This window comes from Streptomyces sp. NPDC048441 (assembly GCF_043200235.1).
In the GTDB taxonomy this organism is placed as follows: domain Bacteria; phylum Actinomycetota; class Actinomycetes; order Streptomycetales; family Streptomycetaceae; genus Streptomyces.
On the sequence record NZ_JBICXM010000008.1, the window covers coordinates 271,462 to 296,181 of the forward strand.

26 protein-coding genes are annotated in these 24,720 nt (G+C 66.3%); 11 read left to right on the forward strand and 15 right to left on the reverse strand.

The annotated features are described in order from the left end of the window. Positions 1-158 precede the first annotated feature (158 nt). A complete protein-coding gene (locus ACGFSB_RS21845) occupies positions 159-770 on the forward strand; it encodes a DUF1269 domain-containing protein (RefSeq protein WP_393401686.1) in 612 nt (203 codons plus the stop codon). Between the two features lie 138 nt (positions 771-908). Here the strand turns inward: ACGFSB_RS21845 and ACGFSB_RS21850 are convergent, their stop codons facing one another. The 4 genes from ACGFSB_RS21850 to ACGFSB_RS21865 all read right to left on the reverse strand — a co-directional run bounded on the left by ACGFSB_RS21850 (position 909) and on the right by ACGFSB_RS21865 (position 3,644). After that, positions 909-1,373, reverse strand: coding sequence for a GreA/GreB family elongation factor (locus tag ACGFSB_RS21850; RefSeq protein WP_393401689.1), 465 nt, complete (start codon positions 1,371-1,373; stop codon positions 909-911). Between the two features lie 57 nt (positions 1,374-1,430). Continuing rightward, a complete protein-coding gene (locus tag ACGFSB_RS21855) occupies positions 1,431-1,955 on the reverse strand; it encodes an FABP family protein (protein ID WP_393401692.1) in 525 nt (174 codons plus the stop codon). Between the two features lie 42 nt (positions 1,956-1,997). Then, on the reverse strand, positions 1,998-2,300 hold the full coding sequence (locus ACGFSB_RS21860) for a hypothetical protein (protein ID WP_393401695.1): 303 nt from the start codon (positions 2,298-2,300) through the stop codon (positions 1,998-2,000). 588 nt (positions 2,301-2,888) lie between these two features. Continuing rightward, entirely contained in the window at positions 2,889-3,644 is a 756-nt protein-coding gene (locus tag ACGFSB_RS21865; protein WP_393401697.1) for an SDR family NAD(P)-dependent oxidoreductase, read from the reverse strand. Between the two features lie 124 nt (positions 3,645-3,768). On the opposite strand from ACGFSB_RS21865, the gene ACGFSB_RS21870 reads away from it, so the two are divergent. Together ACGFSB_RS21870 and ACGFSB_RS21875 are read left to right on the forward strand one after the other, a co-directional pair. After that, positions 3,769-4,203 (forward strand): Rrf2 family transcriptional regulator, encoded by a 435-nt coding sequence (locus ACGFSB_RS21870; protein ID WP_385516905.1) that lies wholly within the window; start codon positions 3,769-3,771, stop codon positions 4,201-4,203. 184 nt (positions 4,204-4,387) lie between these two features. Next, positions 4,388-5,197 (forward strand): IS5 family transposase, encoded by an 810-nt coding sequence (locus tag ACGFSB_RS21875; protein ID WP_393401701.1) that lies wholly within the window; start codon positions 4,388-4,390, stop codon positions 5,195-5,197. A gap of 55 nt (positions 5,198-5,252) precedes the next feature. Here ACGFSB_RS21875 and ACGFSB_RS21880 read toward each other — a convergent pair whose 3' ends face one another. The 3 genes from ACGFSB_RS21880 to ACGFSB_RS21890 form a co-directional block, all read right to left on the reverse strand. After that, entirely contained in the window at positions 5,253-6,683 is a 1,431-nt protein-coding gene (locus tag ACGFSB_RS21880) for a glutamate decarboxylase (protein WP_393401704.1), read from the reverse strand. Positions 6,684-6,761: 78 nt separating this feature from the next. After that, a complete protein-coding gene (locus ACGFSB_RS21885) occupies positions 6,762-7,559 on the reverse strand; it encodes a family 1 encapsulin nanocompartment shell protein (RefSeq protein ID WP_393401998.1) in 798 nt (265 codons plus the stop codon). Between the two features lie 14 nt (positions 7,560-7,573). Next, positions 7,574-8,566: a Dyp-type peroxidase gene (locus ACGFSB_RS21890; protein WP_393401707.1), complete on the reverse strand. Its 993-nt coding sequence runs from the start codon at positions 8,564-8,566 to the stop codon at positions 7,574-7,576. Between the two features lie 286 nt (positions 8,567-8,852). Between ACGFSB_RS21890 and ACGFSB_RS21895 the strand changes: the two genes are divergently transcribed. Further along, positions 8,853-9,227: a thioesterase family protein gene (locus tag ACGFSB_RS21895; RefSeq protein WP_393402000.1), complete on the forward strand. Its 375-nt coding sequence runs from the start codon at positions 8,853-8,855 to the stop codon at positions 9,225-9,227. A 112-nt stretch (positions 9,228-9,339) separates the two neighbouring features. On the opposite strand, the gene ACGFSB_RS21900 is transcribed toward ACGFSB_RS21895, so the two are convergent. Together ACGFSB_RS21900 and ACGFSB_RS21905 are read right to left on the reverse strand one after the other, a co-directional pair. Further along, complete coding sequence (locus tag ACGFSB_RS21900; RefSeq protein WP_393401710.1) at positions 9,340-11,109, reverse strand: FUSC family protein; 1,770 nt, start codon at positions 11,107-11,109, stop codon at positions 9,340-9,342. Between the two features lie 67 nt (positions 11,110-11,176). After that, the gene (locus ACGFSB_RS21905) at positions 11,177-11,611 is read right to left on the reverse strand and encodes a hypothetical protein (protein WP_393401713.1); all 435 of its coding nucleotides are present in this window, start codon (positions 11,609-11,611) and stop codon (positions 11,177-11,179) included. A 505-nt stretch (positions 11,612-12,116) separates the two neighbouring features. Here ACGFSB_RS21905 and ACGFSB_RS21910 point away from each other — a divergent pair. Continuing rightward, the gene (locus ACGFSB_RS21910) at positions 12,117-12,728 is read left to right on the forward strand and encodes a DUF1269 domain-containing protein (protein WP_393401715.1); all 612 of its coding nucleotides are present in this window, start codon (positions 12,117-12,119) and stop codon (positions 12,726-12,728) included. A gap of 930 nt (positions 12,729-13,658) precedes the next feature. Here ACGFSB_RS21910 and ACGFSB_RS21915 read toward each other — a convergent pair. Then, on the reverse strand, positions 13,659-14,528 hold the full coding sequence (locus ACGFSB_RS21915; protein ID WP_393401717.1) for a 3-hydroxyacyl-CoA dehydrogenase family protein: 870 nt from the start codon (positions 14,526-14,528) through the stop codon (positions 13,659-13,661). A 240-nt stretch (positions 14,529-14,768) separates the two neighbouring features. Here ACGFSB_RS21915 and ACGFSB_RS21920 point away from each other — a divergent pair, with 240 nt between their 5' ends. Then, positions 14,769-16,049, forward strand: coding sequence for a YhgE/Pip domain-containing protein (locus ACGFSB_RS21920; RefSeq protein ID WP_393402002.1), 1,281 nt, complete (start codon positions 14,769-14,771; stop codon positions 16,047-16,049). A 405-nt stretch (positions 16,050-16,454) separates the two neighbouring features. Next, on the forward strand, positions 16,455-17,246 hold the full coding sequence (locus ACGFSB_RS21925; RefSeq protein ID WP_393401719.1) for a DUF2637 domain-containing protein: 792 nt from the start codon (positions 16,455-16,457) through the stop codon (positions 17,244-17,246). Positions 17,247-17,270: 24 nt separating this feature from the next. Here ACGFSB_RS21925 and ACGFSB_RS21930 read toward each other — a convergent pair whose 3' ends face one another. The 4 genes from ACGFSB_RS21930 to ACGFSB_RS21945 all read right to left on the reverse strand — a co-directional run bounded on the left by ACGFSB_RS21930 (position 17,271) and on the right by ACGFSB_RS21945 (position 18,940). After that, the gene (locus ACGFSB_RS21930; RefSeq protein ID WP_393401722.1) at positions 17,271-17,399 is read right to left on the reverse strand and encodes a hypothetical protein; all 129 of its coding nucleotides are present in this window, start codon (positions 17,397-17,399) and stop codon (positions 17,271-17,273) included. A gap of 238 nt (positions 17,400-17,637) precedes the next feature. Continuing rightward, complete coding sequence (locus ACGFSB_RS21935) at positions 17,638-18,537, reverse strand: hypothetical protein (RefSeq protein WP_393401725.1); 900 nt, start codon at positions 18,535-18,537, stop codon at positions 17,638-17,640. A gap of 32 nt (positions 18,538-18,569) precedes the next feature. Continuing rightward, entirely contained in the window at positions 18,570-18,740 is a 171-nt protein-coding gene (locus ACGFSB_RS21940; protein WP_393401727.1) for a hypothetical protein, read from the reverse strand. Beyond that, on the reverse strand, positions 18,737-18,940 hold the full coding sequence (locus ACGFSB_RS21945) for a 3-hydroxyacyl-CoA dehydrogenase family protein (RefSeq protein WP_393401729.1): 204 nt from the start codon (positions 18,938-18,940) through the stop codon (positions 18,737-18,739). Before ACGFSB_RS21945 ends, ACGFSB_RS21940 begins: the two co-directional genes overlap by 4 nt. A 927-nt stretch (positions 18,941-19,867) precedes the next feature. Between ACGFSB_RS21945 and ACGFSB_RS21950 the strand changes: the two genes are divergently transcribed. Further along, positions 19,868-20,236, forward strand: a complete 369-nt coding sequence (locus ACGFSB_RS21950; protein ID WP_393401731.1) for an NUDIX hydrolase — start codon at positions 19,868-19,870, stop codon at positions 20,234-20,236. 265 nt (positions 20,237-20,501) lie between these two features. Then, complete coding sequence (locus ACGFSB_RS21955; protein ID WP_393401734.1) at positions 20,502-20,732, forward strand: hypothetical protein; 231 nt, start codon at positions 20,502-20,504, stop codon at positions 20,730-20,732. Between the two features lie 91 nt (positions 20,733-20,823). On the opposite strand, the gene ACGFSB_RS21960 is transcribed toward ACGFSB_RS21955, so the two are convergent. Further along, entirely contained in the window at positions 20,824-21,336 is a 513-nt protein-coding gene (locus tag ACGFSB_RS21960; protein ID WP_393401736.1) for an Hsp20/alpha crystallin family protein, read from the reverse strand. A 238-nt stretch (positions 21,337-21,574) separates the two neighbouring features. Between ACGFSB_RS21960 and ACGFSB_RS21965 the strand changes: the two genes are divergently transcribed. Next, positions 21,575-24,127: an ATP-dependent Clp protease ATP-binding subunit gene (locus ACGFSB_RS21965; protein WP_393401739.1), complete on the forward strand. Its 2,553-nt coding sequence runs from the start codon at positions 21,575-21,577 to the stop codon at positions 24,125-24,127. 176 nt (positions 24,128-24,303) lie between these two features. Then, positions 24,304-24,711: a cofilin family protein gene (locus tag ACGFSB_RS21970; RefSeq protein ID WP_393401741.1), complete on the forward strand. Its 408-nt coding sequence runs from the start codon at positions 24,304-24,306 to the stop codon at positions 24,709-24,711. Positions 24,712-24,720: the final 9 nt, after the last annotated feature.

Below are 24,720 nucleotides of genomic sequence, written 5' to 3' on the forward strand. Positions count from 1 at the left end.
CAGATCTGGTGCCCGGCATAAGACGTGTTGTTGAATCTCCCAAAGCTCGCACCGCCAGGCCGTGAGCGACCACGGATTGATCTAGCGTCTGGGGTGCGCAGCGGGCTTCCAGTTTGCTCCCGCGCGTTTCATGCCGAGTCCGCACCTGAGAGGCAGCCATGAGCACGACGCGATCCCGGAACGTGGTTGTCGTTCAATTCGACGACAGCGACAAGACCTACCGCGCCCTTTCACTGCTGAAGAAGGCCGACGCTGACGGGCTTGTCGATGTACACGCGGCTGTCATCTTCGAGAGGAAAGCAGACGGCTCTCTCGACGTCGCGGACGGGACGGAGCACCGGCTCGGGGCGGGGATGACCAGTGGCAGCCTGATCGGTCTGATGGTCGGCATCCTGGGCGGTCCGTTCGGGGTCCTGCTGGGCTGGGGTGCCGGTGCACTGATCGGCGGTGCGATCGACGCGAACAAGGTGTCTGAAACCGACGCCGCCATCGGAGCGTTCGCCAAGACGGTACTTCCGGGACAGAACGCGCTGATCGCCGATGTCACCGAGGCGCGCGAGAGCATCATTGACACAGATGTCGCAGCCGACGGCGGGACGGTGGTCAGGAGGCCGGCCCACGAGGTGCTGGACGAGGTCGAGGCCGCCGCCGACGCCGCAAGGGAGGCTCAGGACGTCGCGTCCGCGAAGCTTCGCGCCGAAAAGCAGGCCGACCGCCGCGAGGAATTCCACGAGCGTTGGGAACGGATCAAGGACAAGTTCCTCCCGTAACCTCCATGATCGGCTGGCTCAGCCGGACGCCGCTCCCCCGGTCAAATGCGACGTCCGCGCCCCAGAGCCCAGCCCCTCGGCCCCATCCAACCCGTTGTCAGCGATGGGCTGGATGGGGCCGAGCTCAGCCGAACTGAATCAGCCCTCCCCGAGAGACACGACGGTCACACCTGCCTGGCCATCGGGCGTTTCGTAGGTCACCGAGTCGCCGACACCACGGCCGAGCAGCGCACGTCCCAGTGGGCTGTCCTCCGTGACCTCGGCCCGGTCCAGGTATTCGGCGACCTCACCAATCTGGATGGTCTGAGTGGTGCCGTCGGAGAAGCGCACGGTGACCGTACTGCCCACGCCCACCACATCGCTGGCGGGCGGGCCCGCCCCGTCTGCCTGGCGGAGCCTCAGCGTGATCTCGCTGATACGGGCGTCCAGGTGCCCGAGGTCATTGGAACGCTCCAACTCGTCGGCCTGGTCACCGCGGTCACCCTGGTAGTCGACGTCCCGTAGAGTCGACGCGACCTTGGCGCGTTCTTCGCGCAGCCCGTTCAGCTCTTCCTCCAGAGCTCGACGAGCGGTGGCGCTGATTGGCTCGGGCTGACCCGTCATAGGGTCCCTCCGTATCGGATCCGGTGGCCTCTTGCGTGAGCGTCGCCTGTACCTGACTCAAGGAGTGGCCGGCTCCTGAGCAGCAACGACTCGTTTCAGCTGCGCTGACATGTAGGGCTTCAACTCCACCTCGGGAGTCTGCTTCTCGCCGACCCACATCAGGTCTCCGCCGACAAGGCCGTACAGCCGCTTTCCGCCCGTGTACGGGGCAGACATCGCGGTACGCGCGACGGTGTCGGTGACGAGGTCGATCTGGGGCTTCTTGTCCGCGAGTTCGCCGTACCAGACCTCTGCGACACCGTCGTCACGGACCATCACGGCTTCCACCTTGCGGTCCTCGTCGATGCGCCAGAAGCCGGACTCCGTCTCCAGCGGGCGAACCAGCGCGCCATCGCCGTCGAGAACCCACGTACGCGACACGTACTGGAGCACGTCACGGCTGTCGTGCGTGAAGTGAATCTCCTGCCCGAAGTTGCATTTCTCGGAGCCGGGGAACTCATGCACCCCTGCCCCCTCCCAGGCACCCAGGAGGAAGGCGAGAGGGACAAGTGCGGGCTCGAGGTCGGAAGGAATCTCGATCACGAATAGCTCCTGTAGCTGGGGCGGCCGAGTGAGCGGCAGGCATCAACTCTCGTAGTTGGTCGGTGGGAACGGGTCCCGCTCCTTCTTCGAGGCGGTGCCCGTCGGCATCTCGCCTCGCTCTACCTGCTGGTCGACCTCCGCTTCGACGTCCTCGCCCTGCTTGGCGGGCGCCTCCGGCGCGTCCGCGGGCAGTCCGACGTCGAGCCGGTCTTCCTCAGTCCGTCGCTCGAGTTCTCCTTCGTCAGGCCGTCGGGGCATGCCTCGGCCATGTCGGTTGTCCGAGTCCTTCTCGACCTGTCCCGTGGACTCCTCGACCCGCTCGTTGGACTTGTGGTGATGCGCCATCGATTCCTCCTTGAGGTGAGCACCCGGACGCTGTTTCGCCCGGGTGCGCTGACCGGCAGCGCACTTGCTCCCGAGGGAGGTAGGTGCAGACGACTGCCTGCGTAAGGCGTTGCCGTGACCTCGATGGTCTCTGTGGAGTTCTCGCCATCGGTTGTGCCGGGTTGTCCCTGGTCACCCTGAAGAAGTGAAGGGTGTCGTTCGCGCCGAACGACGACATCGACATGGCAACTCCTGGAACGCAGCCTTCCCCCCACTCAATCGCGACACCCCTCCCCCCGCAACCGCACCCCCACAAAGCGACGTTGGAAAGCGATTCCGGACCCCAACTCTGGCATTTATCACAAGAGCTTTCGTGTACCTGTACAATCGATCGGAGGGAAGCGACGGCCGCGAAATGCGCATTCACGGCTACATCGAGGAAGCGGCGGACAACACCGCGCCGCATCGACGCACGGAATCTTTCTCCTACGAGCTCGTAACACGATCACGATCCGGGCTTCTTGAGGCGTGTCCACGCACACGCTGATCGTTGGCAGTGCGCGCCCCGAAGACGCGATGCCCTTCGGGGCGCGCGGCAGGGGTTCGGGTTCAGGCGTTGTAGCCGCCGTGGGCGTCCAGCACCGCGCCCGTGACGTACGATGCGGCGGGGCTCGCCAGGAAGGCGATCGCCGCGGCGATTTCGTCGGGGTGCCCCATGCGTTGCAGGGACAGCGAGCTGAGCAGGGCCTTGAGGGTGTCGGGGTCCGGCGGTTGCATGTCGCTGTCCATCAGACCGGCTTCCACCACGTTGGCCGTGATGTCGCGGGGCCCGAGGTCCCGTGCGACCCCCATGGTGTACCTCTCGATGCCTGACTTGGTCGCCGAGTAGTCGGCAACGCCCGGGACGCCGACCCGGGAGCCCAGTCCGGAACTCACCGTGATGATGCGGCCGCCCGTGCGCAGCACTCGGGAGGCGGCCCGGATGACAGCGATCACGCCGAGGTAGTTGGTGGCGTGCATCCGGTCCAGTGCGGCGGTGTCAGCGTCCGGGTCGTCCACTGTGCGGCCCTGCTCCACCGAGATCGCCGCGTTGTTGACGAGGATGTCCAGGCCGCCGAAGTGCGCGACCACGTCGTCGATCAGCGTCGGCGCCCGGCTCGTGTCCGCCTGGTCGGACTGGAAGGCGACGGCCTTGGCTCTCTTGCCGTGCACCTCGTCGACGACGGCCTGCGCCTGCTTCTCGGAGCTGACGTAGGTGAAGGCGACGTCGGCGCCCTGCTCGGCCAGCAGCCGTACGGTCGCGGCTCCCAGTCCGCGCGATCCCCCGGTGACCAGGGCGACCTTGCCCGTGAGTGGCTTGCTCATTCTTCTCACCTCGCTGATTGATCCATTTCCGGCAGTCGCAACGTTAATTGTTACGACAGTTTGTTGCAACCTTCACCGTTACGACTGCCGTAACATGAAGCGTTGTGGCCGAGAGGAGGGGTTCATGAGTGCCAACAGCAGGCTGACCCTTGCCGCCCACGCGCTGGCCTGGATCGGTCTCTACCAGCGCCAGGGCCACGAGGTCGCCACATCCGAGCAGATCGCGACCAGCGCGAACACCAACCCCGTGGTGATCAGGCGGCTGCTCGGCGAGCTGCGCAGGGCCGGGCTCGTGGAGTCCCGGCGGGGTGTGGGCGCGGGCTGGTCGCTGGCGCGCGAGCTGGGGTCGATGACCCTGCTCGACGTGTACGAGGCAGTGGAACCCGGCCCGCTGTTCGCGATGCACCGCACCACCCCGGACCAGGGATGTGTGGTGGGTTACGGCATCCAGCCGGCGATGCAGGGCATCTACGAGGGCATCGAGGAGACCCTGAGACACGAGCTGGCCCGCGTCACGCTCGAGAACGTACTCCGGGACGTACTCGCGGCACCTCGCTAGCTCCCTGTTACGCCCTGACATCACCAAGATCCCCATCCATGCCCAGGTCGGCGAACAGCCTGGCAACCAGTCACGCCAAAGACGGTTCCAGTATTAGACCGTGCCCTGCGAGCTCGTAACTTGATCTTGGTGAAGGGCCCTGGTCCGGCGTGACCGAGGTGACGATTCCGCCGTTCGGGAGGATGTGAGCACCCGGCCGTGGATCGTGGACGACGACTTGTGGGCGCTGATCGAGCCGCTGCTGCCGCCCTGGCCGGAGAAGTCGCCGGGTCCGCGGCCGGTGGCGGACCGGCTGTGTCTGCAGGGCATCCTGTACGTCCTGCACAACGACATAGCCTGGCAACTCCTGCCGCTGGAGCTTGGGTTCGGCTCCGGACAGACCTGCTGGCGGCGCCTGGAGCGGTGGCAGCAGGCTGGGGTCTTCGGCCAACTGCACCGCATCCTGCTCGCTGAGCTGAACGCGGCCGGCGAACTCGACTGGTCCCGTGCGTGCGTGGACGGCTCCCACATCCGCGCGAAAAAAGGGGGCGCCGACACTGGTCCGTCGCCGGTCGACCGACGGAAGACGGGCAGCAAACACCACCTGATCTGCGACGGACGCGGCACCCCGTTCAAGGTCGTCACCACCGCAGCCAACGTCAACGACGTCACCCAGACCCTCGCCCTGGTCGATGGCATCCCGCCCGTGGCCGGACGACCCGGCCGCCCGCGCCGTCGCCCCAACTCACTCCTCGGTGACAAGGGCTACGACTCCCATCCCAAACGGCGGAAGCTGCGCAAGCGACGGATCCTGTCGGTCATTTCCCGCAAGGGCGCCCCGAACATCAAGGGCCTGGGCAAACTCCGCTACGTCGTGGAGCAGACCTTCGCCCTGCTCCACCAGTTCAAACGCCTTGCCGTCCGTTGGGAACGCCGAACCGAACTCCACGATGCCTTCGTCTCGTTGGCCTGCAGTTTCATCTGCTGGAGACGCCCCAAGAAGGCCCGCCCATGATCGTGTTACGAGCTCTACGGGATTCGCATTCCGGGTGACGTCGACCCAGCTGTCGTCAGCGGTGCTCGGAGTGGTGAAAGGCGGTTTCGGCCTGTCGGTCATCGACCATGGGACGGGGCTGGCGCCGCAGTTCCGGAAGCAACCGGACCAGGTCGTCGTGGAGCAGGTCCGCGAGGTCCGTGGAGAAGCCGTTGCGGCACACCACCCGGCACACCGCGAGATCCTGACGGTGGGGAGGGAATGTGTACGCCGGGACCAGCCAGCCGCGCTCGCGGAGCCGGCGGGACACGTCGAACACGTCGTACGCCGTCACCTCCGGTGTGGTTGTGAAGGTGAACACCGGCAAGTCATCACCTCGCGTCAGCAATTGGAAGTCGCCCAGCGACTCGACCCTTTTCGCGAGGCCACGAGCCACATCACGGGTGGCCTGCTGAACGTCCCGGTACCCCTCCCGGCCGAGCCGCAGGAACGTGTAGTACTGAGCTGCCACCTGCGCCCCGGGCCGCGAGAAGTTCAGGGCGAAGGTCGGCATGTCACCGCCCAGGTAGTTCACCCGAAAGACCAACTCTTCTGGGAGTGCGGCCTGGTCGCGCCACAGAGCCCACCCGACACCCGGATACACGAGCCCGTATTTGTGGCCCGAGGTGTTGATGGACGCGACACGTGGCAGGCGGAAGTCCCAGACCAGGTCGGGGTCGAGGAAGGGGGCGACCATCGCGCCCGATGCCCCGTCGACGTGGACGGGTATGTCTAGGCCGGTCCACTCGCACAGGTTATCGAGGGCGACACATAGGTCCGCGATGGGCTCGTACGACCCATCGAAGGTCGATCCGAGGATACCGACGACCCCAATGGTGTTCTCGTCACACAACTCGGCCGCGGCCACCGGGTCGAGGTGGAATCGGTTGCCCTCCATGGGCACTTGGCGGGCTTCGACCTCCCAGTAGGTGCAGAACTTCTCCCAGCAGACCTGGACGTTGACGCCCATCACGAGGTTGGGGCGGGCCTCGCGCGATGGATAACGGTCGGCGTTGCGCCTGGCCCAACGGTGTTTGAGGGCCATGCCGGCGAGCATGCACGCCTCGCTGGACCCGGTCGTCGAGCAGCCCACTGCCGACCGCGGGTCGGGCGCGTGCCAGAGGTCGGCGAGCATGCCCACGCAGCGCCGCTCCAGCTCGGCAGTCATGGGGTACTCGTCCTTGTCGATCATGTTCTTGTCCCGGCACTCCGCCATCAGCGCCCCAGCCTGCGGCTCCATCCAGGTGGTGACGAAGGTAGCGAGGTTCAGCCGCGCGTTCCCGTCCAGCATGAGTTCGTCGTGGACGAGTTGGTATGCCGTCTCTGGCGCGAGGGGCCGCTCGGGCAGCCGGTACCGGGGCGGCGCCTCGCTCATCCCGGCCGCGGGATTCGCTGCGCCGTAGAAGGGGTTGACGGCCAGCGAAGGTCCATCCTGCTTCTTGGAACTGCCGTGCGACTGAGGTGACATATGCCGTCCTCCTTGCGGGTTGGCGCGCCACACTTGCGCGGCGTGCACTCCCGAGCGAGCGGCGCAGCGGCCGCCAATTCAGGCGTTGAGGGCCACCACGGCCTCGTCCGTGTAGGTGAGGAACGTCAGCGTCTGGCGGAAGTACAGCTCGATTTCGGTCGCGTCGTGCGCCATGTAGCCGATGGCCAGATCTTCGCCGAGCCTCAGCTCGAAGTCTCCGCCTCTGGTCGACACGAGCAAGCCCCCGTCGAGCGCGGGAGCCCAGATCGGATGGCCGTCCAGCATGCGGCTGAGGTGCGCGGCGATGGGATAGCCGTGATCGGAGGTCTCGCTGACCGCCGTATAAGCATCGGCACCGAGCAGCAGCGCGTACGGACCTGCCACGCCCGCCAGTCGCAGTGCTGTCAGGGCCCGGCTGATGGCATCCGGTGTATCGCGGGGCTCGGCTGGCAATGTGGCGACCGGGTTGGAGGTTCGGCCACGCAGTCCGTCGATGCGCGCCGCGGCGTACCCCTCGAAGATGGCCCGGTCCTCGGCGAAGGCCATGGCGCGTGCCGCGTCCTTGACCGGCTGCCAGTCGGAGTCCTTCGCGCCGCGCTCGACACCGTCGACGGCCGAGCGGCTCACATTGAACGGCACACGCAGCTCCACCAGGGGCTGCACATCACGCAGTTGTGCGGTAACGCCCGCCGCGGGGGCTGCGATGCCGGACTGATGTCCCGTCCCCACCGCCGCTAGTTCCGGGCCATCGGGGCCGGTAACGTCCACGACGCGTCGGCCCGCGAGGTTGCGTCGGAAGGTGCGGCGTGCCTCGTCCTCGACCTCGGCCCACGCCCCGGACGTGATCGGGGCGAGATCGCGGTGCAGGTTGCTCATGTCATGGGGCGTGGTCATGCTCGGACTCCTTTGAGGCTGCCGATCCGCAACGAACCGTCACCCGTTGCCGCAGCGGCGCCGGGTGCGGCAGGCAGGTCGTCCAGGAAGTCGGCAGTTGGAACGTAGAACAGGCACCCGGTTACGGCGGTCGAGAAATCGAGGATCCTGTCGTGCAATCCCGGGCGGGGGCCGATGAACATGTTCCTCAGCATTTGCTCGGTCACGTCGGGGGTGCGCGAATATCCGATGAAGTACGTGCCGAACTCCCCCTGCCCCACGCTACCGAAAGGCATGTTCTCGCGCACGATCTTGCATTCGTTGCCCTCTTCGTCGGTGATGGTGTTCAGAGCGACGTGGGAGTTCTCAGGTTTGACATCGTCGGGCAACTCAACATTGTCCAGCTTATGCCGCCCGATAGCTTTGTCCTGTTCGTCTGTCGACAGAGCGTTCCAGGCCACCAGGTCATGCAGATACTTCTGGATCGTCACGTAACTGCCCCGCGCGAACTCGGGGTCCTCATCTCCGATGAAGACAGAGTCGGCCGCAGTCTGCCCCTCGGGGTTCTCACTGCCGTCCACGAAGCCGAGCAGATCCCGCTCGTCGAAGTACTTGAAGGCGTGTACTTCGTCGACCACGGTGGCGGCTCCGCGCAGTCGCTCCGCAATCAGCCGGGACAACTCGAAACAGAGGTCCATACGACGGGCCCGCACGTGGAAAAGCAAGTCGCCAGGAGTGGAGGGGGCGCGGTGCCGCTCGCCATTCAACTCCACGAACGGATGCAGGCCTTGAGGCCGCGGGCCGTCGAAAAGCTGATCCCAAGCCACTGAACCGATGCCTACGACGCAGGTGAGTTCATCGCTCGGGGCACGGAACGCAACGGAACGCCGCAGACTCGCGACGTCTTCGAGGAGCCCACGGACCGTGTCCTCGCCACCAGGCAAGAGGGTGGCCACAAGGAAGACGGTGGCTTTGGCCGGCGGGACGATCACGGGCTGAGACTCGACCACAGGAGTCAGTCCTCCCTGTCCTTCGTGTAGGTGGCAAGTGGGATGGGCGCACGGGCGGGCGCTGCACGGGTGCGAGACAACAGCTACCCAGGTCGCACGCCCGGCGGTACGTCGCCATCAATCCTGCTGCATTCCGGCGATGTTCGCTCGGGATCCACTCGCGTGCTGCCATCCCTTGGCAGCGTCGACAAGAACCGGTGTGGCGCCCCACAAACGATCCGGATCGCAGGCATCCGTGTGCGGCTTCCAGCAGGCGGCCGTGCCGGAGGCGCCGTAGCGTGGTGTCATCCGCTACGAGGTCACGGACGCCGACACAGCAGTGAGTGTGGGTAGTGGTGATGTGCCCGTCCTCACCGCCCCTCGGCTGATCGCCTGGCTGGAAGCCGCAACGCTGCAGGCCTCTGCGCCCTTCATCAGCGGGGGCCAGACCACCGTCGGTACCGCGATCCGTGTCCAGTACCTCAGGCCCAGCCGACGGGGCGACCGGGTGGATGTCACCGCCGAGCCACCGGCCTCGTCCGTCGGCAAGCGGCTCACCTTCCTCGTGAAGGCCATCGACGGGTCGGGCGAACTGGTCGCGACAGGCGAGATCGACCGCGCGATCGTCGACCGGAACCAATTCCTCGCTATGGCCCTCGCCTCGCAGCGCGCCGAGCAGTGACCTGAGTCGTTTCCCCGTCTCCCCCTCACACAGGCTTATGCGCCTCAACGTAGTCGCGCACCGCTAGCGCACGTTCGGCGTCACAGCCGACGGTCCGGGTAGACGTGAGCCCTCACCAGCCGGGATGACCACCTTCAAGACGCTCCAGGAGACGGTAGGCACGTTGTTCCGCGACGGCGAGTTCGGTGGGGTCGATCTCCGAGGGCCAGAGTTCGCCGGTCGCGGCATCATCGGCCTCACGCAGCTCGACTACGGCCGCCGCCAAGTGTGACTGCAGCTGCGGGAATGATGCCTCGGCGCTCGCTTCCAGAGCCTGTTCCGCGCACTCAGCGGCGGCCGTGCATGCCGCGAGCGCGCGCTCTACGCGGGCCGCCGCATGGCCGTGGATCATCACGAGCGCACAAGCCAGGGCGACGACGATGCCCACCATACTGCTCAGCGCTCGGTCCTGGACGAGGTCCTCAGGCGGAATGGGAGCGGCGAGTTCGCTCAACAGCAGGGCCAGGGGCGTCAGGAAGACCACACCGAGGCCGTAGTTGCGGGCCACGCAGTACTCCAGCAGGAACTCCAGGAACACGATCACCAGGACGAGCGTGAGGGGGGCGGGACTCAGGGCGAGCACGCCAAGAGCTAGTCCCAGACCGGCGGCGGTGCCCAACGTGCGCTGGACGGCGCGCTGTGCCGCCGTACGCACGTTGATCGAGTGCAGCACGGCGGCGGCGGAGATCGCCGCCCAGTAGCCGTGGCCGAGGCCCAGCAGCAGGGCAGCGCCGCCCGCGAGGCCGGTGCCGACGACCATGCGCAGAGCGGGAACGAGCGGAACCACGGAGCCGGACGCGTGAGCGGAGCCGTCGCGGCGCCGCCCGATAACCAGTTCCGCGGCGCGCTGCTCGGTGCCGGGGCGGGTTCCAGCCAGCTCGGTGTGCTCGGAGAAGAGCGCACCGGCCTGTGTGACAGTCATCGGCCAAGTCAGAGTCAGCTCCGCCAGGATCCGGGGTTCGTGTCGGCGACGGCGTACGAGCATGCCCGCCTGGTCGCGCAGGTGTACCGCGAGGTCCGCAGGCAGTTCGGGTGGACGACGGGCGGAACTGATCAGCAGGGACCAAGACAGGTCGGTCAAGCGCACGCAGATGCCACCCCGCCGCCCGCGTTCAGCGGCGGCCGCGGGCAGGAGACCGAGAGTCCAGTGCGCCTCAAGCACGGCGGCAGTGGCCCGGTGGCGCAAGGGCCTGGTCATGTCCTCCGAGGTGACGGTGGCGTCGAGCAGCCCTGCGAGTTCGCGCAGGGCTGCTGCCACGGCGAGGCGCTGGGGCCGGTCCGGATGTACGAACCAGCCGAGCACAGACAGGACCCAGGCCACGACCGCACCCGATGCCGCCAGTACGGTCTCCGGAAGCACGTCGGCCGGGGTCGGTGCGCCGTTGGCGGACACCGCGAAGGAGAACAGCAGCAGGACCGCGCCGAGCCCACTCAACCGCGCCGCGTCGCAGGCGAGTTTTGCGAGCCCGGCCACCACTGCTGTGGCGGCAACTACTACGGCGGCACCCGCTCCCCCACTCTGCGGCTGCACCCACGCGGAGAGCGCCGAGCCACACCCCACACACGCCGTCATCGCCAGCGCGACCAGAGCGAGCACGCGGGCACGGCGCGCGTAAGGCAGGTTGCGGCCGAACGTCGTGGTGAAGGAACCCAGCATGGCGTATACGGCCTGGTCGGCCCACCCGGCGAGCGCTATCGGCACCGCGGGCAACGCCATGGCCAGCGACGCGCGCACCGCGAATGAGAGGGCTCCGTCCACGTTGTGCAACGCGAGTGCGCCACGAGGTGAGAACACCCGCCGCATGTGGACCACCTGGCGGCTTCGGCCGCTCCTGGTCGTCATACGGACGAGTGGGCGCAGACGTGACATGAGCGGTGTCGACCAGCCCTCTTCTGTTTCAGGTGGGTCGTCAGCACGCTCCGACCCACCCCTCGCCGCTGTCCGAGAGGGCCACTGCCATTCCAGCATCGTGGCCACACGCAATGCCGACGAAGACTACGGCGTCGCCCGACGTCTCATGCACTTCGTCGAGTCGGAGCGTGGCGCCACACGATCCGAGCAGGCAGATCGGGTGCACGGCCTCGCCTTGGGCCTGGCTGTGCGCGCTGGGGAGATGCGTCATGAAACGGCTTGTTCGAGGAAGCGAGGAACGGATGCTGTAGGCGCGAATGGGCAGAATCGTCAACCTCTGGCGACGGTCGCCGACGAGGCTGTCTGCCGTCAGCGGGGAGGCAGAGCAAGTCACTTGGCGGGCGACCTTCCGTGGCATGTCGAGCAGCTCGGCGATGGCGACATCGGGCTCGGCATCCAGTTCGTCCTTGGCCCCAGCGAACCAGCGGCGCATCTCACGCACCTTCTCTCAGCCCCTGGTTCTCGTCATCGAATGTGCGATCGCGTTGCCCACGTCTCGAACTCTTGGGTGGGGACATAGAAATTTGGCATTGCTCCCAAAATGCCGTCCGACACTGGTCGGTCTTGGAAGCGACACACCTGATGCCCTCAGACGGATCCGTCCCGAATTCCGTCTGGCTGGGCGCCCATCACTTACGCAACCTATAGCGGGTTGGATCTACCGAGAGAACGGCTTCGGTTCCCGAGGGTCCCACCACCCGCCGCTGCAAGGGACGCTTGCCACCGGCTCACCCTCTCAGGCTATTTCCGCGCGCCACATCACGCCTGGCGCACGGATCAGTTCTGGCAGCTCACACAGAAGAAGTTGTCGAACCACCCAAGGTTGACGTCGGCACTGGGCACCCCGCCTCTGTCCGATGCAGACTCAGTCCTTTGGGCTTCGGGTGGTTTAGCTGCCTGCTCGCTACATGCCAAGTCAACATCCCAGAGAGGGAACCATGCATACGACGCACCCCCGCAATGTCGTAGTGATCCGGTTCGACGACAGCGCCAAAACGTACCGTGCCCTGTCGCGCCTGAAGCGGGCCGACGCCGAAGAGCTTGTCGACGTCCATGCAGCGGCTGTAATCGAACGGAAGGCGGATGGCTCCCTCAATGTCGCGGACGGCGATGACCACAAGGTCGGATCGGGCGCCATCGACGGCAGCCTCATCGGAGTACTCGTCGGTCTCCTGGGCGGGCCACTCGGCATTCTGCTGGGCTGGGGTGCGGGCGCCCTGATCGGTGGCGCACTCGACGCGCACAAGGCCTCCGACGCCAGTACCGCAATCGGCACGTTGACGCGGACCGTACCGCCGGGACAGAGCGCGCTTATAGCCGACGTCACCGAGACGCGGGAAGGCGCCATCGAAGATGATGTCGCAGCCGACGGCGGCACGGTGGTTCGGCGGCCGACTCACGAGGTACTAGACGAGGTTGAGGCAACCGCCGATGCGTCAAAGGCGGCCCAGTCCGCCGCAGCGTCGAAGCTGCACGCCGAGAAGCGCCCCACGCATCATGAGGAGTTCCACGAGCGCTGGGAGCGCATCAAGGACAAGCTTCACGTGTAAAGGAAGCTGAGGCTAAAGGAAGCTGAGGCCGTTCAGTCACGCTCGGCTGAAACCGGCCCGAAACGGGTGTGCCCGCCGTGGTTCTCCGATCCCGTTCTCGGCATCATGCACAGGGCCGAGGCGGCGCTATGAAGTTCAGCGGTCGTCCGCAGGACTACCTCCCGAAGCCTTCACGACGTACTGGACCTTTCAGCTCGTGATCGGCTCCGGGAGGGACTTCACGGTCTGCCCTGTCGACCGGTGGGGAAGGCTGCGCCTCGGCCCTGGGCGCTCTCATCGTCGCCGTGGCGCTCTGGCGTCAAGCATCGCCACACGATCTGGGTCGAGTAGAAGATGCCTTCATGTCGACTGCGGTGAGCCAGGCATCAGCGATCAGACCATGGCCGGCCGACGACGGGTGGACCCCGTCCGACGCCGGCGCGGCCGCCCCGCTCTCCTGGGCGGCGCATGGCAGGACCAGGTCCGCGCGCACCACGCGCGCGCCGTTGGTACGCGCCGCGCGAGGCACGGCCTCGGTGCGGGGCACCAGGTCCTCGTGCCAGCCCTCCTGTTCCAAGGCGACCGGGATCAGGATCCCTTGCCTGAGCAGCGGGTGGCGCCCCGAAGGTTCCCTCAAACGGCCTGGGTTGACGGCAGTGGTGGATCCGATGAAGGGTGCCGGTTCTCCGGGACGCCGTTCGTGACCATGCAGGTTCGGGGATGCCGGCCGGCCGAGCGGATCGAACCTCACCCTCATGCACACCTCCTGGAGATCGGTTGGGCGGGGGCAGCTCGCCCAACCGGTGCCGTAACGGCTCGACGGCATCTACGGCCGCTTCTCCTCCTCGATGGGGGCATAACGTCGCCCCCGAGCGCCGTGCGCCGGGCCGGAACCCTTCGGGCCGCCCTCCTCAGAGGGCCCTGCGCGAGCAGCCCACTTCGTCGTCCGCGTCAGCTCGGCGTGTCGTACGTGTAGAAGCCCTCTCCGGTCTTCACACCCAGGTGCCCGGCGTCGACGTACCTCTTCAGCAGTTCCCTCGGGCCCGAGGGCAGATAGGGACGCTCCTGTGCGTAGTGGTTCTCGATGTCCAGGACGACGTCGAGGCCCACCTGATCCATCATCCGGAAAGGCCCGGCCTCGAGCCCCATGTTGATCTTCCACATCTCGTCCACGTCCTCGGGCGTGGAAACTCCCTCGGCTACGACCTCCAGCGCCTCGCGCTTGATCGCGGCCCAGATGCGGTTGAAAATGAAGCCCGTCGACTCCTTGTGCGCCACGAAGGGCACAATGCCAAAGCGTGGCAGTTCACGCGTGAGCAGGTCAAAAATGCCCGGGTCGGTTTGCCCGTCGGACATGAGGTCGATCGCGTTCTGCTGCGGTGGCATGTAGAAGTGCATGTTCAGCACACGCTCGGGGTGTTTGACCTGGCCGATGAACTCACTTGAGGCGTACGAGGAGGAGTTGCTGCCCAGGATGGCGTCCGGCATGGCCGCTTGGTCCAGTTCCTCGAAGATCTCCTTCTTGAGGTCCAGTCGCTCCGGGACCGCCTCCACGACCAGCCAGGCGTCGAGCAACGCCTCGGTCAAGTCATGGGTAACTGTTACCTGACCTGGTCTTCCGCCCTCGATCCGTGCCGCGACCTCAGCCACGTGCTTCTCGACATAAGTCAGCGCCGCCTCGTCGGCCTGCCGCGACTTGTCGTAGATCCGTACGAGACCTCCTCGCGTGGCGAACATCAGGGCGATCCGTCGACCGAGGGTACCGGCGCCGATGACAGCAACCGGCCGATTCTGAATGTCTGTTGGGAGGGTGAAAGCCATGTCAGTTCCCGTGCTTCCTGTGGTGGTGAGGCCGGTCAAAGCCGTCGGAGCGAGACGTAATCGCTTCTCTCACCATCCGGTCAATCCCGCCGCCGAACGACCTGGGTGGCCCATTCGGGCAGATACGAGAAGCCGGCCGGTGTCACGGGCACTCCCTTGCTGGCCCGGCACTTAGGCTCACCAGCGGTTATCGCCACTACCTGGGGCAGACCATCCGCCCTCGACACCTCATGGAGCTCCATGGTTTCCGACCGCACACTGCCCCCGATGTCCGCGGCGAGTGCCAGGTCTCTGCTGCGTCACGGCAGGCTGTGGATCGCCCCAAGTGCACTCAGCGGGCTCGTCGCTCTAGTCCTCTCGCTGCTGTACATGGGCGGAATCCTCACACCGGAGAACAGCCTTCACCGGCTGCCGATCGCCCTCGTGAACCAAGACTCCGGTAAGCCTCTGCCCGGAACGCAGCAGAACTTGGGCGCGCAGGTCAGCGCCCAAGTCATCTCCTCGACACCGGACAAGGACGTGCAATGGCGCCGCCTCGACATCGATGCCGCCAAGGACCAAATGGCCTCTGGGAGGATCTACGGCGCTCTGGTCATTCCCACCAACTTCACCACCACGGTGGAGTCGCTGAACGGCACCAGCGCCGATCGGCCGGCCTTGACCGTGCTCACCAACCCAGGACTGGGAAGCCTCGGATCGTCCATGGCCGCCCGGATCAGCCAACAGGCAGCCCACGAGGCATCGTTGGGCATCGGCAAGCAGCTCACGGCCTCGCCGGAGATCGCCGACGCGAGCTCCGCCGCCCGCCTCCTGTTCGCCGATCCCATCGCCGTGAGCACCGAGCCCGGCCACCCGATCGGCAAGCACAGCGGAATGGGGCTCAGCGCTTTCTATTACGTGTTGCTGCTCGTACTGGCGGGCTTCCTTGGCGGCAACATCATCCACAACACCGTCGACACCGCACTCGGATACTCAGACGCGGAGATCGGCCCCTGGCACTCGCGCCGACCCACTGTCCCGATCAGCCGCACACAGACCTTGCTGCTCAAAATGGTCATGACCGCAGCACTGTCCGTGCCGGTCACCGCGCTGGTAATGCTCGCGTGCATCAGCATTCTGGGTATGGACGCGTCTCATCTGCTCACGCTGGCGCTGTTCTCGTACTGCTCCTGTCTGAGCGTGGGTCTCGGAGTGCAGGCGATCAACGCGGCGTTCGGGAGCATCGGTCAGATCGTGTCGATGTTTGTCTTCATCGCCCTGGCTCTCCCGTCATCCGGCGCCACCATCCCGTTGGAGGCCGTGCCGGGCTTCTACCGCTTCCTGGGCATCTTCGAGCCCATGCGTCAGCTGGTCTCCGGGATCAGGGCGATCCTGTACTTCGACGCCCGTGCTGATGCCGGACTCACCCGCGGCTGGATCATGATCGGCGTCGGTGTCGCCGCCGCGCTTGCCTTCGGCTTCTTCATGACGCGGTACTACGACCGCAAGGGATTGCATCGCATGGCGCCTCAGCCAAGCTGAGGAGTGCTCGCCCTCCAAGTCTCTGTGGGCCCAGAACAGACCGGGCAACTCATGCATCTCGCCGACTCGATAGAGGTCGGTGCGTCTCGGGGACCGGCCAGTACTCATGCACGTCTTGTCCCTCGTACTTGTCGACCAAACGTTTGAAGCGGCACTTGATGTGGCTCGTTCGTGTAAGTCGATCACTCGATCGCGGGACACCCTCTTCTCCGACGCCATTCGTTATTCGGACGTGAACACGGCAGACGAGCGAGGAGAAAGGATTCTTCCGTCGATCGACCTGCACACGGGTTGATCGGCGCCGGGGGGGGGCTTCTTCGGGTTGCCAGATGATTCCCGCACCGGTACCACCGGCCGAGTTCCACACTCCAGCAGAACACTCCACGAGGCGGCGAAGGAACCCGGATGAACGACTGGTACAGCAGCGGGGAAGGTACTTACACCCCGCGGTACTCCCGGAGGCCGGAGACCAGCGCGCTCGGCCCGTACGACAGCGTCCCCATCCCCAGCCAGCAGTCCTGGGAGACGGTCGGCCTGGACGCCACGCTGAACCGCCGGGACATCGAGGCGGAGCTGGCCGAGATGATGGCCACGGCATCGGGTCCCGAGCCGGCTCCCGAGCCTACGGAACAACCGCTGTCCCGTGAGGAATTAGTAGAGATGCTGGCCACCGCGTCACGTCCCGAACCGCCTCTCGAGCCCGCCGAACAGCCCATGTCCAGAATCGACCGCAGGCGTATGCAGCGGCAACAGCCATTCCTCGTGGCCGGTCGGCGCATCACCCAGGTGACGGTCCTGTTCGCCGCGATCGCGGTGTGCGTGGCATGCCTGCTGGGCTGGTCCATCGCCTACTCCTACGGCCAACTCCGCGCGTTCGCCGAGTACATCCTGCCGCCGGAGCTGGCGCACTGGTGGCCGCTCACCGTATATGGCCCGTGGTTCGTCGCGGCTCTCTCGATTCTGCGGGCGACCGTTCAGCATCAGCAGGCGAAACGTTCCTGGGGCGTCCTCCTGGTGGCCTCCGCCATGGCGGTGGCCTTGTGTGTCAGTCACTCGACCCGCTCGGTGCTGGCCTTCGTGACCCTCGGGATTCCGCCGATCACCGCCCTTGTCTGCTTCTGGGAACTCATCGGCCAGGTGTCCTCCAAGCACCACACCCGCAAAGGGGCCCAGGCGCAGCAGCGTTCCAAGGCGTAGGGGACATGACTGGCCCGGACGCTGTCACCCTGTCGGCGCACCCCAGTAGACGAAAGGATTCTGCGAACGGACCCGCGTCTCGGTCCGCGCGGCCGCCGAGCTGCGGGTGAGCACCACCGCCCGTGCGGTGTTCGCGGCGACGGCGACCCTCATCGGCCTCGTCACCATCGCCATCGCGCCGACATGCGATGACCCTGTCGACAGCCACCGCCCCCAACTGGCGCCCTACCGGGCTCAACGTCTGTGCGGTGGCGTGAGCAGTCCGGACCGCTCAATGTGCCTCTCTGGGTGGGCTATTGAAGCGTGAGTCGGTCGCCGCGGCCGTTCGCTCACCCGCCGCGATCCCCAGGTCGCGCCGGGGTAAACCTCTACCTGCGACCCATCGCCGGCGTCAGGGAATCGCGGCGATCCCGGACGCGTGCGTGCCCAGATCTGCCAGCAGGCGTTTGCCCGTTGCCCCGCCGGGCGTCTCGGGCAGCGGCACCGTGTAGATGTGCCCGGTGAGGTCTGACACGTATGCCGCGCCCGCCTCGGTGTCCACGACCAGGGCGATGGCTTCGTCGAAGCCGTCGGCCAAGATCTCCGGCGCCGCGCCGTGTGCACCCGGCGCGGGCAGCGGCGCTCGGTTGAGGGTGTTGCCCTTCGGCGGCGCGCCCCGATCGGTCCAATACAGGACGCCGTCAACGATCTCCAGGTCGATCGGCTCCGGCAGCGCGTCCCACAGCACCTCGATGTCGATGCGGGTCTCGGCGGTCTCGCCCCCGGCCAACGCCAGCGGCGCACGAAGGATCTTGCCGGTGCCGCCCTTCGCGGGACCCTTCTGAGTCCAGTAGAGGTAGCCGCGTTCGGTGTCCACGGCAACGCCCACACACTGGTTCTCGATGCCAGGTGCGTTGACGACCAGGTCTTCGCGACCTGTCCCGTCGAGGCGCGCGCGGGTGACCCGGTGCCCCTCCCGGTCACCCCAGTACAGCCACCCCTCGGCGAGGGTGAGCTGCTTGCCGGTGGTGATGTCGCCCGGCGCGGTGAGATCGCGGCGGGCAGTGCCATCGACGTTGATGGAGTGGACACCGCCGTTGCGGGCCGTGTAGTCGAGCGCGGCCTCGCCGGTCACGCCGGGCCGGATGGACGGTTCGCCCATCGTGGTCCAGTACGCCACGCCGTCGGCGATCTGCACTCCGTCGGGGTTCGAGCCCGTTTCGGCGTAGACGCGCTCGAAGCGACCGGTTGTGCTGTCGATGGTGAAGATGCTGTCGGTCGAAATGCCGAGGGCGATCAGCTTGCGAGACATACCCTTTTCTCCTGAGTCGGGGGTCATTGGTCCTAGGCATGCGCGTCGCTGGCCGCGAGCGCGTCGGTGATGGCCAGGGTGCAGCGGTCTCGGCGGCGCACGTTCGCCTCGTAGGCGTTGGGGCCTGTTCCGTACGCCTTGTTGACAGCCTCGATCACCGGGCCGGAATCGGCAGGATCGGGCTCGCCCAGGTCGTAGGTCATCTGCGAACCGACGGGCCGACGGTGGCCCAGCGGATGCCGAGCGATGCCCTGACCAGATCGTCGAGATCGGTCGGGTCGATCACGCCCTGCTGCACGAGGTAGGTGGCCTGGTCGTTGAAGGCGCACTGCAGCCGGTTGCCCACAAAACCAGGAATCTCCTTCTTCAGCCGGATGGGCAGCCGGGCCAGCTCGCGGTACATCTCGACCGCACGGTCTGCGGCCCACGTCGCCGTGGCGGGCGACGAGACATGTCCATGTGCTGCTCGGAAAACGCCGTGAGATCAGCATCCGTACGCCACGGGCAGCGGGCACAGGGCCACTCAGGGTACTCATGCTCGACGCCCGGCTGAAGGTGGTGCACCGCAGCGACATGATCTTGCCCGCTGGCCCCCTCGACTGGCCTCCTGCACAGACGCTTCCCTCCACGACACGCTCGCATACTGACAGCCGTCCCAGCCACTGACATGGGACGGCGCGTACTGGGATGCTCGGCGACGGAGGCAGAGCTGCGTACGGTGCTTCAGGGGCCCACACCATGGGCTCAGCTTGCCTGCCGATGACCTTTTCGTCGCGCAAAGCTACAGGTGAATTGCAGGGCTGGGCGGGACTCGGGATTGCGTCGGGTTCCATTACTCGGCATCGCGGAATCCGACTGGCCGCATCCCGGATCGCCCTCGGCCCAATTGTGGTGCACCACAACGACTTCTGAAGACTCAACAGCCATTCGTCTCCCTTTCGGGGATTCGATGTCCTGCCACCGCGGGTCCGAATCCCACTCTGCGTTACGCATTTCAGTGGATTCCACGGCGCGTTCTGCCTCTGCGGACGAGGCGTAAGGACCGAGACGGTCAGCGCCCGGGCATGTCGGTCCATCCTCGACAGATTGGTGCTTGAGGCAGTAAAACCATTCGCGAGGCGTACCTGAAGTGCTGCGCTTGAAGAGGCCCATGGGAACATCGTGCCCGACATCGGCCTGCGCCGCACAGTGATCGACTTGCGGCGATTGCGGCTCCGTTGGCCGAAGCTACGCGGAGAGCAAGCAGCATGAAGCCCTGAACGCCGGGTAGAGCTTGGTCGCTTGACCGATCGGTCAAGCGACTCTCCCCTTGTTGATAAGGAAAATAGCCATGACGTTAGAGGAGACCGCGGCAGACTTGGTGCAGGCCGTCGTCCCGTACGACGGCCGATTCCTGCTGGTGGAAGGACCAGGAGGCTGGGAACTGCCATCAGGGAGTCCGGAGCCCGCCGAAATGGCGACGGCTACCGCGGCGCGCGTCGTGTACGAGCTGACCGGCTATCTCGTGGACGGCTCGCAGGTGCTGCGGCCCAACGACGAGGGAATACCGGCCGTGGTGTGCCAACTCCTGAGCGAGGACCCGTCGGAGGGCGGAAGCCTCACGCGGGAGCAGCTTCGTTGGGCCTCGGTCCACGAGGTCTCCGAAAGCGAACTGCCCAGAGCAGTACGAGACTTCCTCCGGGGTCACAGCCCCACATGAAGACCGACCAGGGTCGGTGTTCGGCTTGCTGCAGGTCAGGGCCACTGCAAGGGATCACTCGCGGCTCACGGTCACACTGACGATCTAGCCCGTCGCGCGAGTTCGCCCGAGCCGTCGATGACCGTCCGGCGGTAAGTGACCCAGGCGCTGGGAGCCGAGGCTGGCCGCGCGGCGATCACCTCCACGCGGCCGCCCACGCGGGTCGGGCGAAGGTGCTGGATGCGGACCGCGGCGCCCACAGTGATCAGTCCTTGCTCGCTGAAGGGTGCAGCGGTCTGCAAGGGCTGGCTCCATCCGCCGTCTGCGACAGGCCGAACTCGGCACCTACTTCATCGGCTACGCCCACACTCTCGACGTGACCGCGTACGTGCTGGGCAACATGGTCATCGCCACCGCCCTGGGCTGCCCGCCAGCTCGCCGATCTCTGGCACTCGCCCGACCTGCCGTCGGCCGTGGGCTGCTCGACGACCAGGTCCAGCGTGGCATGCATCCGTGACGGCATGGCGCCGAAGTGGCGCTGGGAAAGCGGAACGCCGACCGGGCCCAGCCACGTGGTGGGCATCAACGCCAAGGTCAGTAGTCGGGGTTCAGTCCCCCGTCGCGTCGCCGGGTGATCCGATTTCGACTCTACGCGGCGCACTGTCTCCGGACTTCGGGAGAGTTACCGTGAGCACTCCGTCGGCCAGGTCTGCCTTTACTCCGACAGGGTCCACATCTGCCGGGATCCGAATGCCGTAGGAGAAGGCCCCCGTGCGGCGGCGCAGCGCGGAGGTGTCCGCCGCTTCTTCGATGGAGCCGTGAATGTGCAGTTCACGGCCGTCGATTTCCACGTTGACGCGTTCCCGGGGGATACCCGGGAGCTCAGCGCGTACGACGTAGGCATTGCCCGAGTCCTCCTCCTCGGCGAGGGGCATCCAATGCCTCGACATCTCCGTGGCCTGGGAGGAGTGTTCGAACAGGCGGCTGAGCTCGCCCCAAAGGTGCTGGAGTTCCGATGCCGGATCGCTTCCTACCCACCAGGCGCTCCTCGCAGAGCCAGATCGCGTGATACCTGAATTGTCACCCATGGAAGTCCCCTTCACGCCGGTGGTTTCACCCACGCTTGGTCTGCTGTTGGCGCCTCTGCGAGCAGCCTCCACCTATGCGACGGGCACGGCCACTCAGGGCGGGCTGCGCCAGCATGCCGAAGCATTCCTGTGCAGGATCACAAAGCTTCTTGTGATCAAGGACAGGTAATAGGCTGGACACCACTTCGCAGCGCCCAGTTGCAAGGGTGCGGTTGCGGGGTGGCGGGTGTAGCGATTGGGTGGGGGAAAGCCCTGAGTTCCAGGAGTTGCTATGTCGATGTCGTCGTTCGGATTTGGTTCTTCGGATCCGTTCAGTGAGTTGTTGAATCGCTTCTTTGGTATGTCCCCGGCTTCGTCGCCGCCGGCGGTGCAGCGTGTGCCGATCGGCCGACTGCTGACGGAGTCCTCGCAGGAGCTCCTTAACCTGGCGGCGGGTCGGGCGGTCGAGGACGGGACGCCGGACCTGGACACGGAACACCTGCTGTGGGCCTGTACGAAGGTGGATCCTGCACGCTCCTTGCTCGCTCAGGCGGGTGTCGACCCGGACAGCCTGGCGACCGAGATCGCCAAGGTGCTTCCGCGGGAGTCGAGCGAGCCGTCGACGGAGCCGGGGCTCACTCCTGCGGCCAAGCGCACGCTCACAGCCGCGTATGCCCAATCGCAGGCGGCCGGTGTGTCCTACATCGGCCCCGAGCACATCCTCGGCGCGCTCCTGGAGGGCAGCGACACGGGCGCGGACCGGCTGCTGAGTGCGGACGGCCTGGACCCGAAGAGGCTCTCGCGCCTGACCGAGCAGGGGGCGCGCGCGGACGGCGCTCCCGCCGCCGGCAAGGAACCGTCCACGACACTGGACGAATACGGCAGGGATCTGACGGAGGAGGCCAAGGCGGGGAAGCTGGATCCGGTCGTGGGGCGGGCCGACGAGATCGAGCAGACCGTCGAGATCCTTTCGCGCAGGTCGAAGAACAATCCGGTGCTGATCGGTGAGCCGGGCGTCGGGAAGACCGCCATCGTGGAGGGCCTGGCCCAGCGCATCGTGGCGGGCGAGGTCCCCGAGACGCTCAAGGACAAGCGGGTCGTGTCCCTGGATCTGTCAGGGATGGTGGCCGGTGCGCAGTACCGGGGGCAGTTCGAGGAGCGTCTGAAGAAGGTCATCGAGGACGTCCAGGCATCGAGCGGCGAGATCATTCTTTTCATCGACGAGCTGCACACGGTCGTCGGCGCGGGCGCCACAGGTGAGGGCTCGATGGACGCGGGCAACATGCTCAAACCGGCCCTGGCACGCGGTGAGCTGCACGTGGTGGGCGCGACGACGATCGACGAGTACCGCAAGCATGTGGAGAAGGACGCGGCCCTGGAGCGTCGTTTCCAGCCCGTGCTGGTTCCCGAGCCGTCGGTCGAGGAGACGGTGCAGATCCTCGAAGGGCTGCGCGACGCGTACGAGGCCCACCACCAAGTCCGTTTCGCCGATGGGGCGTTGGCGGCCGCCGCCGAACTCTCCGACCGCTACATCAGTGACCGGTTCCTACCCGACAAGGCCATCGACCTGATGGACCAGGCCGGAGCGCGGGTGCGGCTGCGCAGTGCGGGCCGGTCCACCGAGGTGGTCAGCCGCGAGGACCGTATCGCCAAGCTGCGCCGCGAGCTGGATCAGGCGGTTTCCGGTGAGGAGTTCGACAGGGCCTCGGGGCTGAAGCGGCAGATCGCCGAGGCCGAGGGCGAACTCGCGGGCATCGAGGAGCGCCGCGAGGGCGTCGTCTCGGTCACCGCCAACGACATCGCCGACGTCGTCTCGCGGCGCACGGGTATCCCGGTCTCCCAGCTCACCGCGAGCGAGAAGGAGAAGCTCCTCAAGCTCGAGCAGGAGATGCACTCCCGGCTCGTGGGCCAGGACGAGGCGGTCACCGCGGTCTCCGAAGCGGTACGCCGCAATCGCGCGGGCATGGGCGACCCGAACCGGCCCGTCGGTTCGTTCCTCTTCCTGGGACCCACGGGTGTCGGCAAGACCGAACTGGCCAAGACCCTCGCCGAGTTGCTGTTCGGCGACGAGAACCGCATGATCCGGTTCGACATGAGCGAGTTCCAGGAGAAGCACACGGTCGCCCGGCTCGTCGGCGCGCCGCCCGGCTACGTCGGCTACGAAGAGGCCGGTCAGCTCACCGAGAAGGTCCGCCGACAGCCCTACAGCGTGGTCCTGTTCGACGAGGTGGAGAAGGCGCACCCGGACGTCTTCAACACGCTGCTGCAGATCCTGGACGACGGGCGCCTGACGGATGGTCAGGGCCGTACGGTCGACTTCCGGCACTGCGTCGTCATCATGACGTCCAACATCGGCGCCCATCGCATCCTCGCCCACGAGGGCGACGCCGCCGACCTCAAGGACGAGCTGATGGAGGATCTGCGGGGACGCTTCCTGCCCGAGTTCCTCAACCGCATCGACGACATCATCGTCTTCCACAGCCTCACCCAGGACGACCTGACAGGCATCCTGGACCACCTGCTGGCCCAGAGCGAACACCGCGTCCACGCCCAGGGCCTCAAGCTGGACGTCACTGCGGCCGCGAAGAAGCTGCTCATCGCACACGGATACCAGCCGGAGTTCGGCGCCCGCCCGCTGCGCCGCACCATCCAGACCGAACTCGACAACCGCATCGCCTCCCTCCTGCTGAGCGGCGAAGCCGACCCCGGCGACACCATCGTCGCCGACGTCGAGAACGACACCCTGCACTGCACCGTCACCAAGACGCAGCCCGACACAACCCACGGCGAGAACCCCACACCGACCGAAGAGCCGGCTACCTCCAACGCCGAGCAGCCGGCCTAGGCAGGAAGTTCCGCTCTGGCCGACGAGTCGGCGGACGAAGCCACATCTTGACCTTGACAGTCACGTCGTCCGTCTATCACGGGTCGCACGACGGCTGACGGGCACCTGGGTGCCCACCCTGCGGAGGAAGCCATGGGCCACCACAAGTCCAACCGACTCTGAAGGGACGAGCTGTCATGAGTACAGGCATGAACGTCAGCGATGCGGCCAACACAGCACTCATTGCAGTGGAGAAGGGGCAGTCGTCCTACGCAGTCTTTCTGCTCGATGAGGGGCAGAACGACCTTGCCTTGGACGTGGTGAGCGAGAGGTCTGCAACGTATGCGGACTTTCTTGCCGCGCTGCCCTCCGCGGAGCCCCGATTCGCCCTCTACCACTACCAATTGCCCGAGAGCGCCCGCAGCGCGCTCGTGCGCTTCGTATGGCTGCCTCTCGAAGCAGGGGTAGTAGACCGGGCCAATTACGACCTCGTCAAGGACGACTTCGCACCCGCGCTCAGCGGGACCGTCGTCACCGTGCAGGGTGTGAACCTCGAAGAGATGAGCGAGGACGTAGTGCGGCAGAAGCTGGGACCGACCGGCTGAGTGGATCAC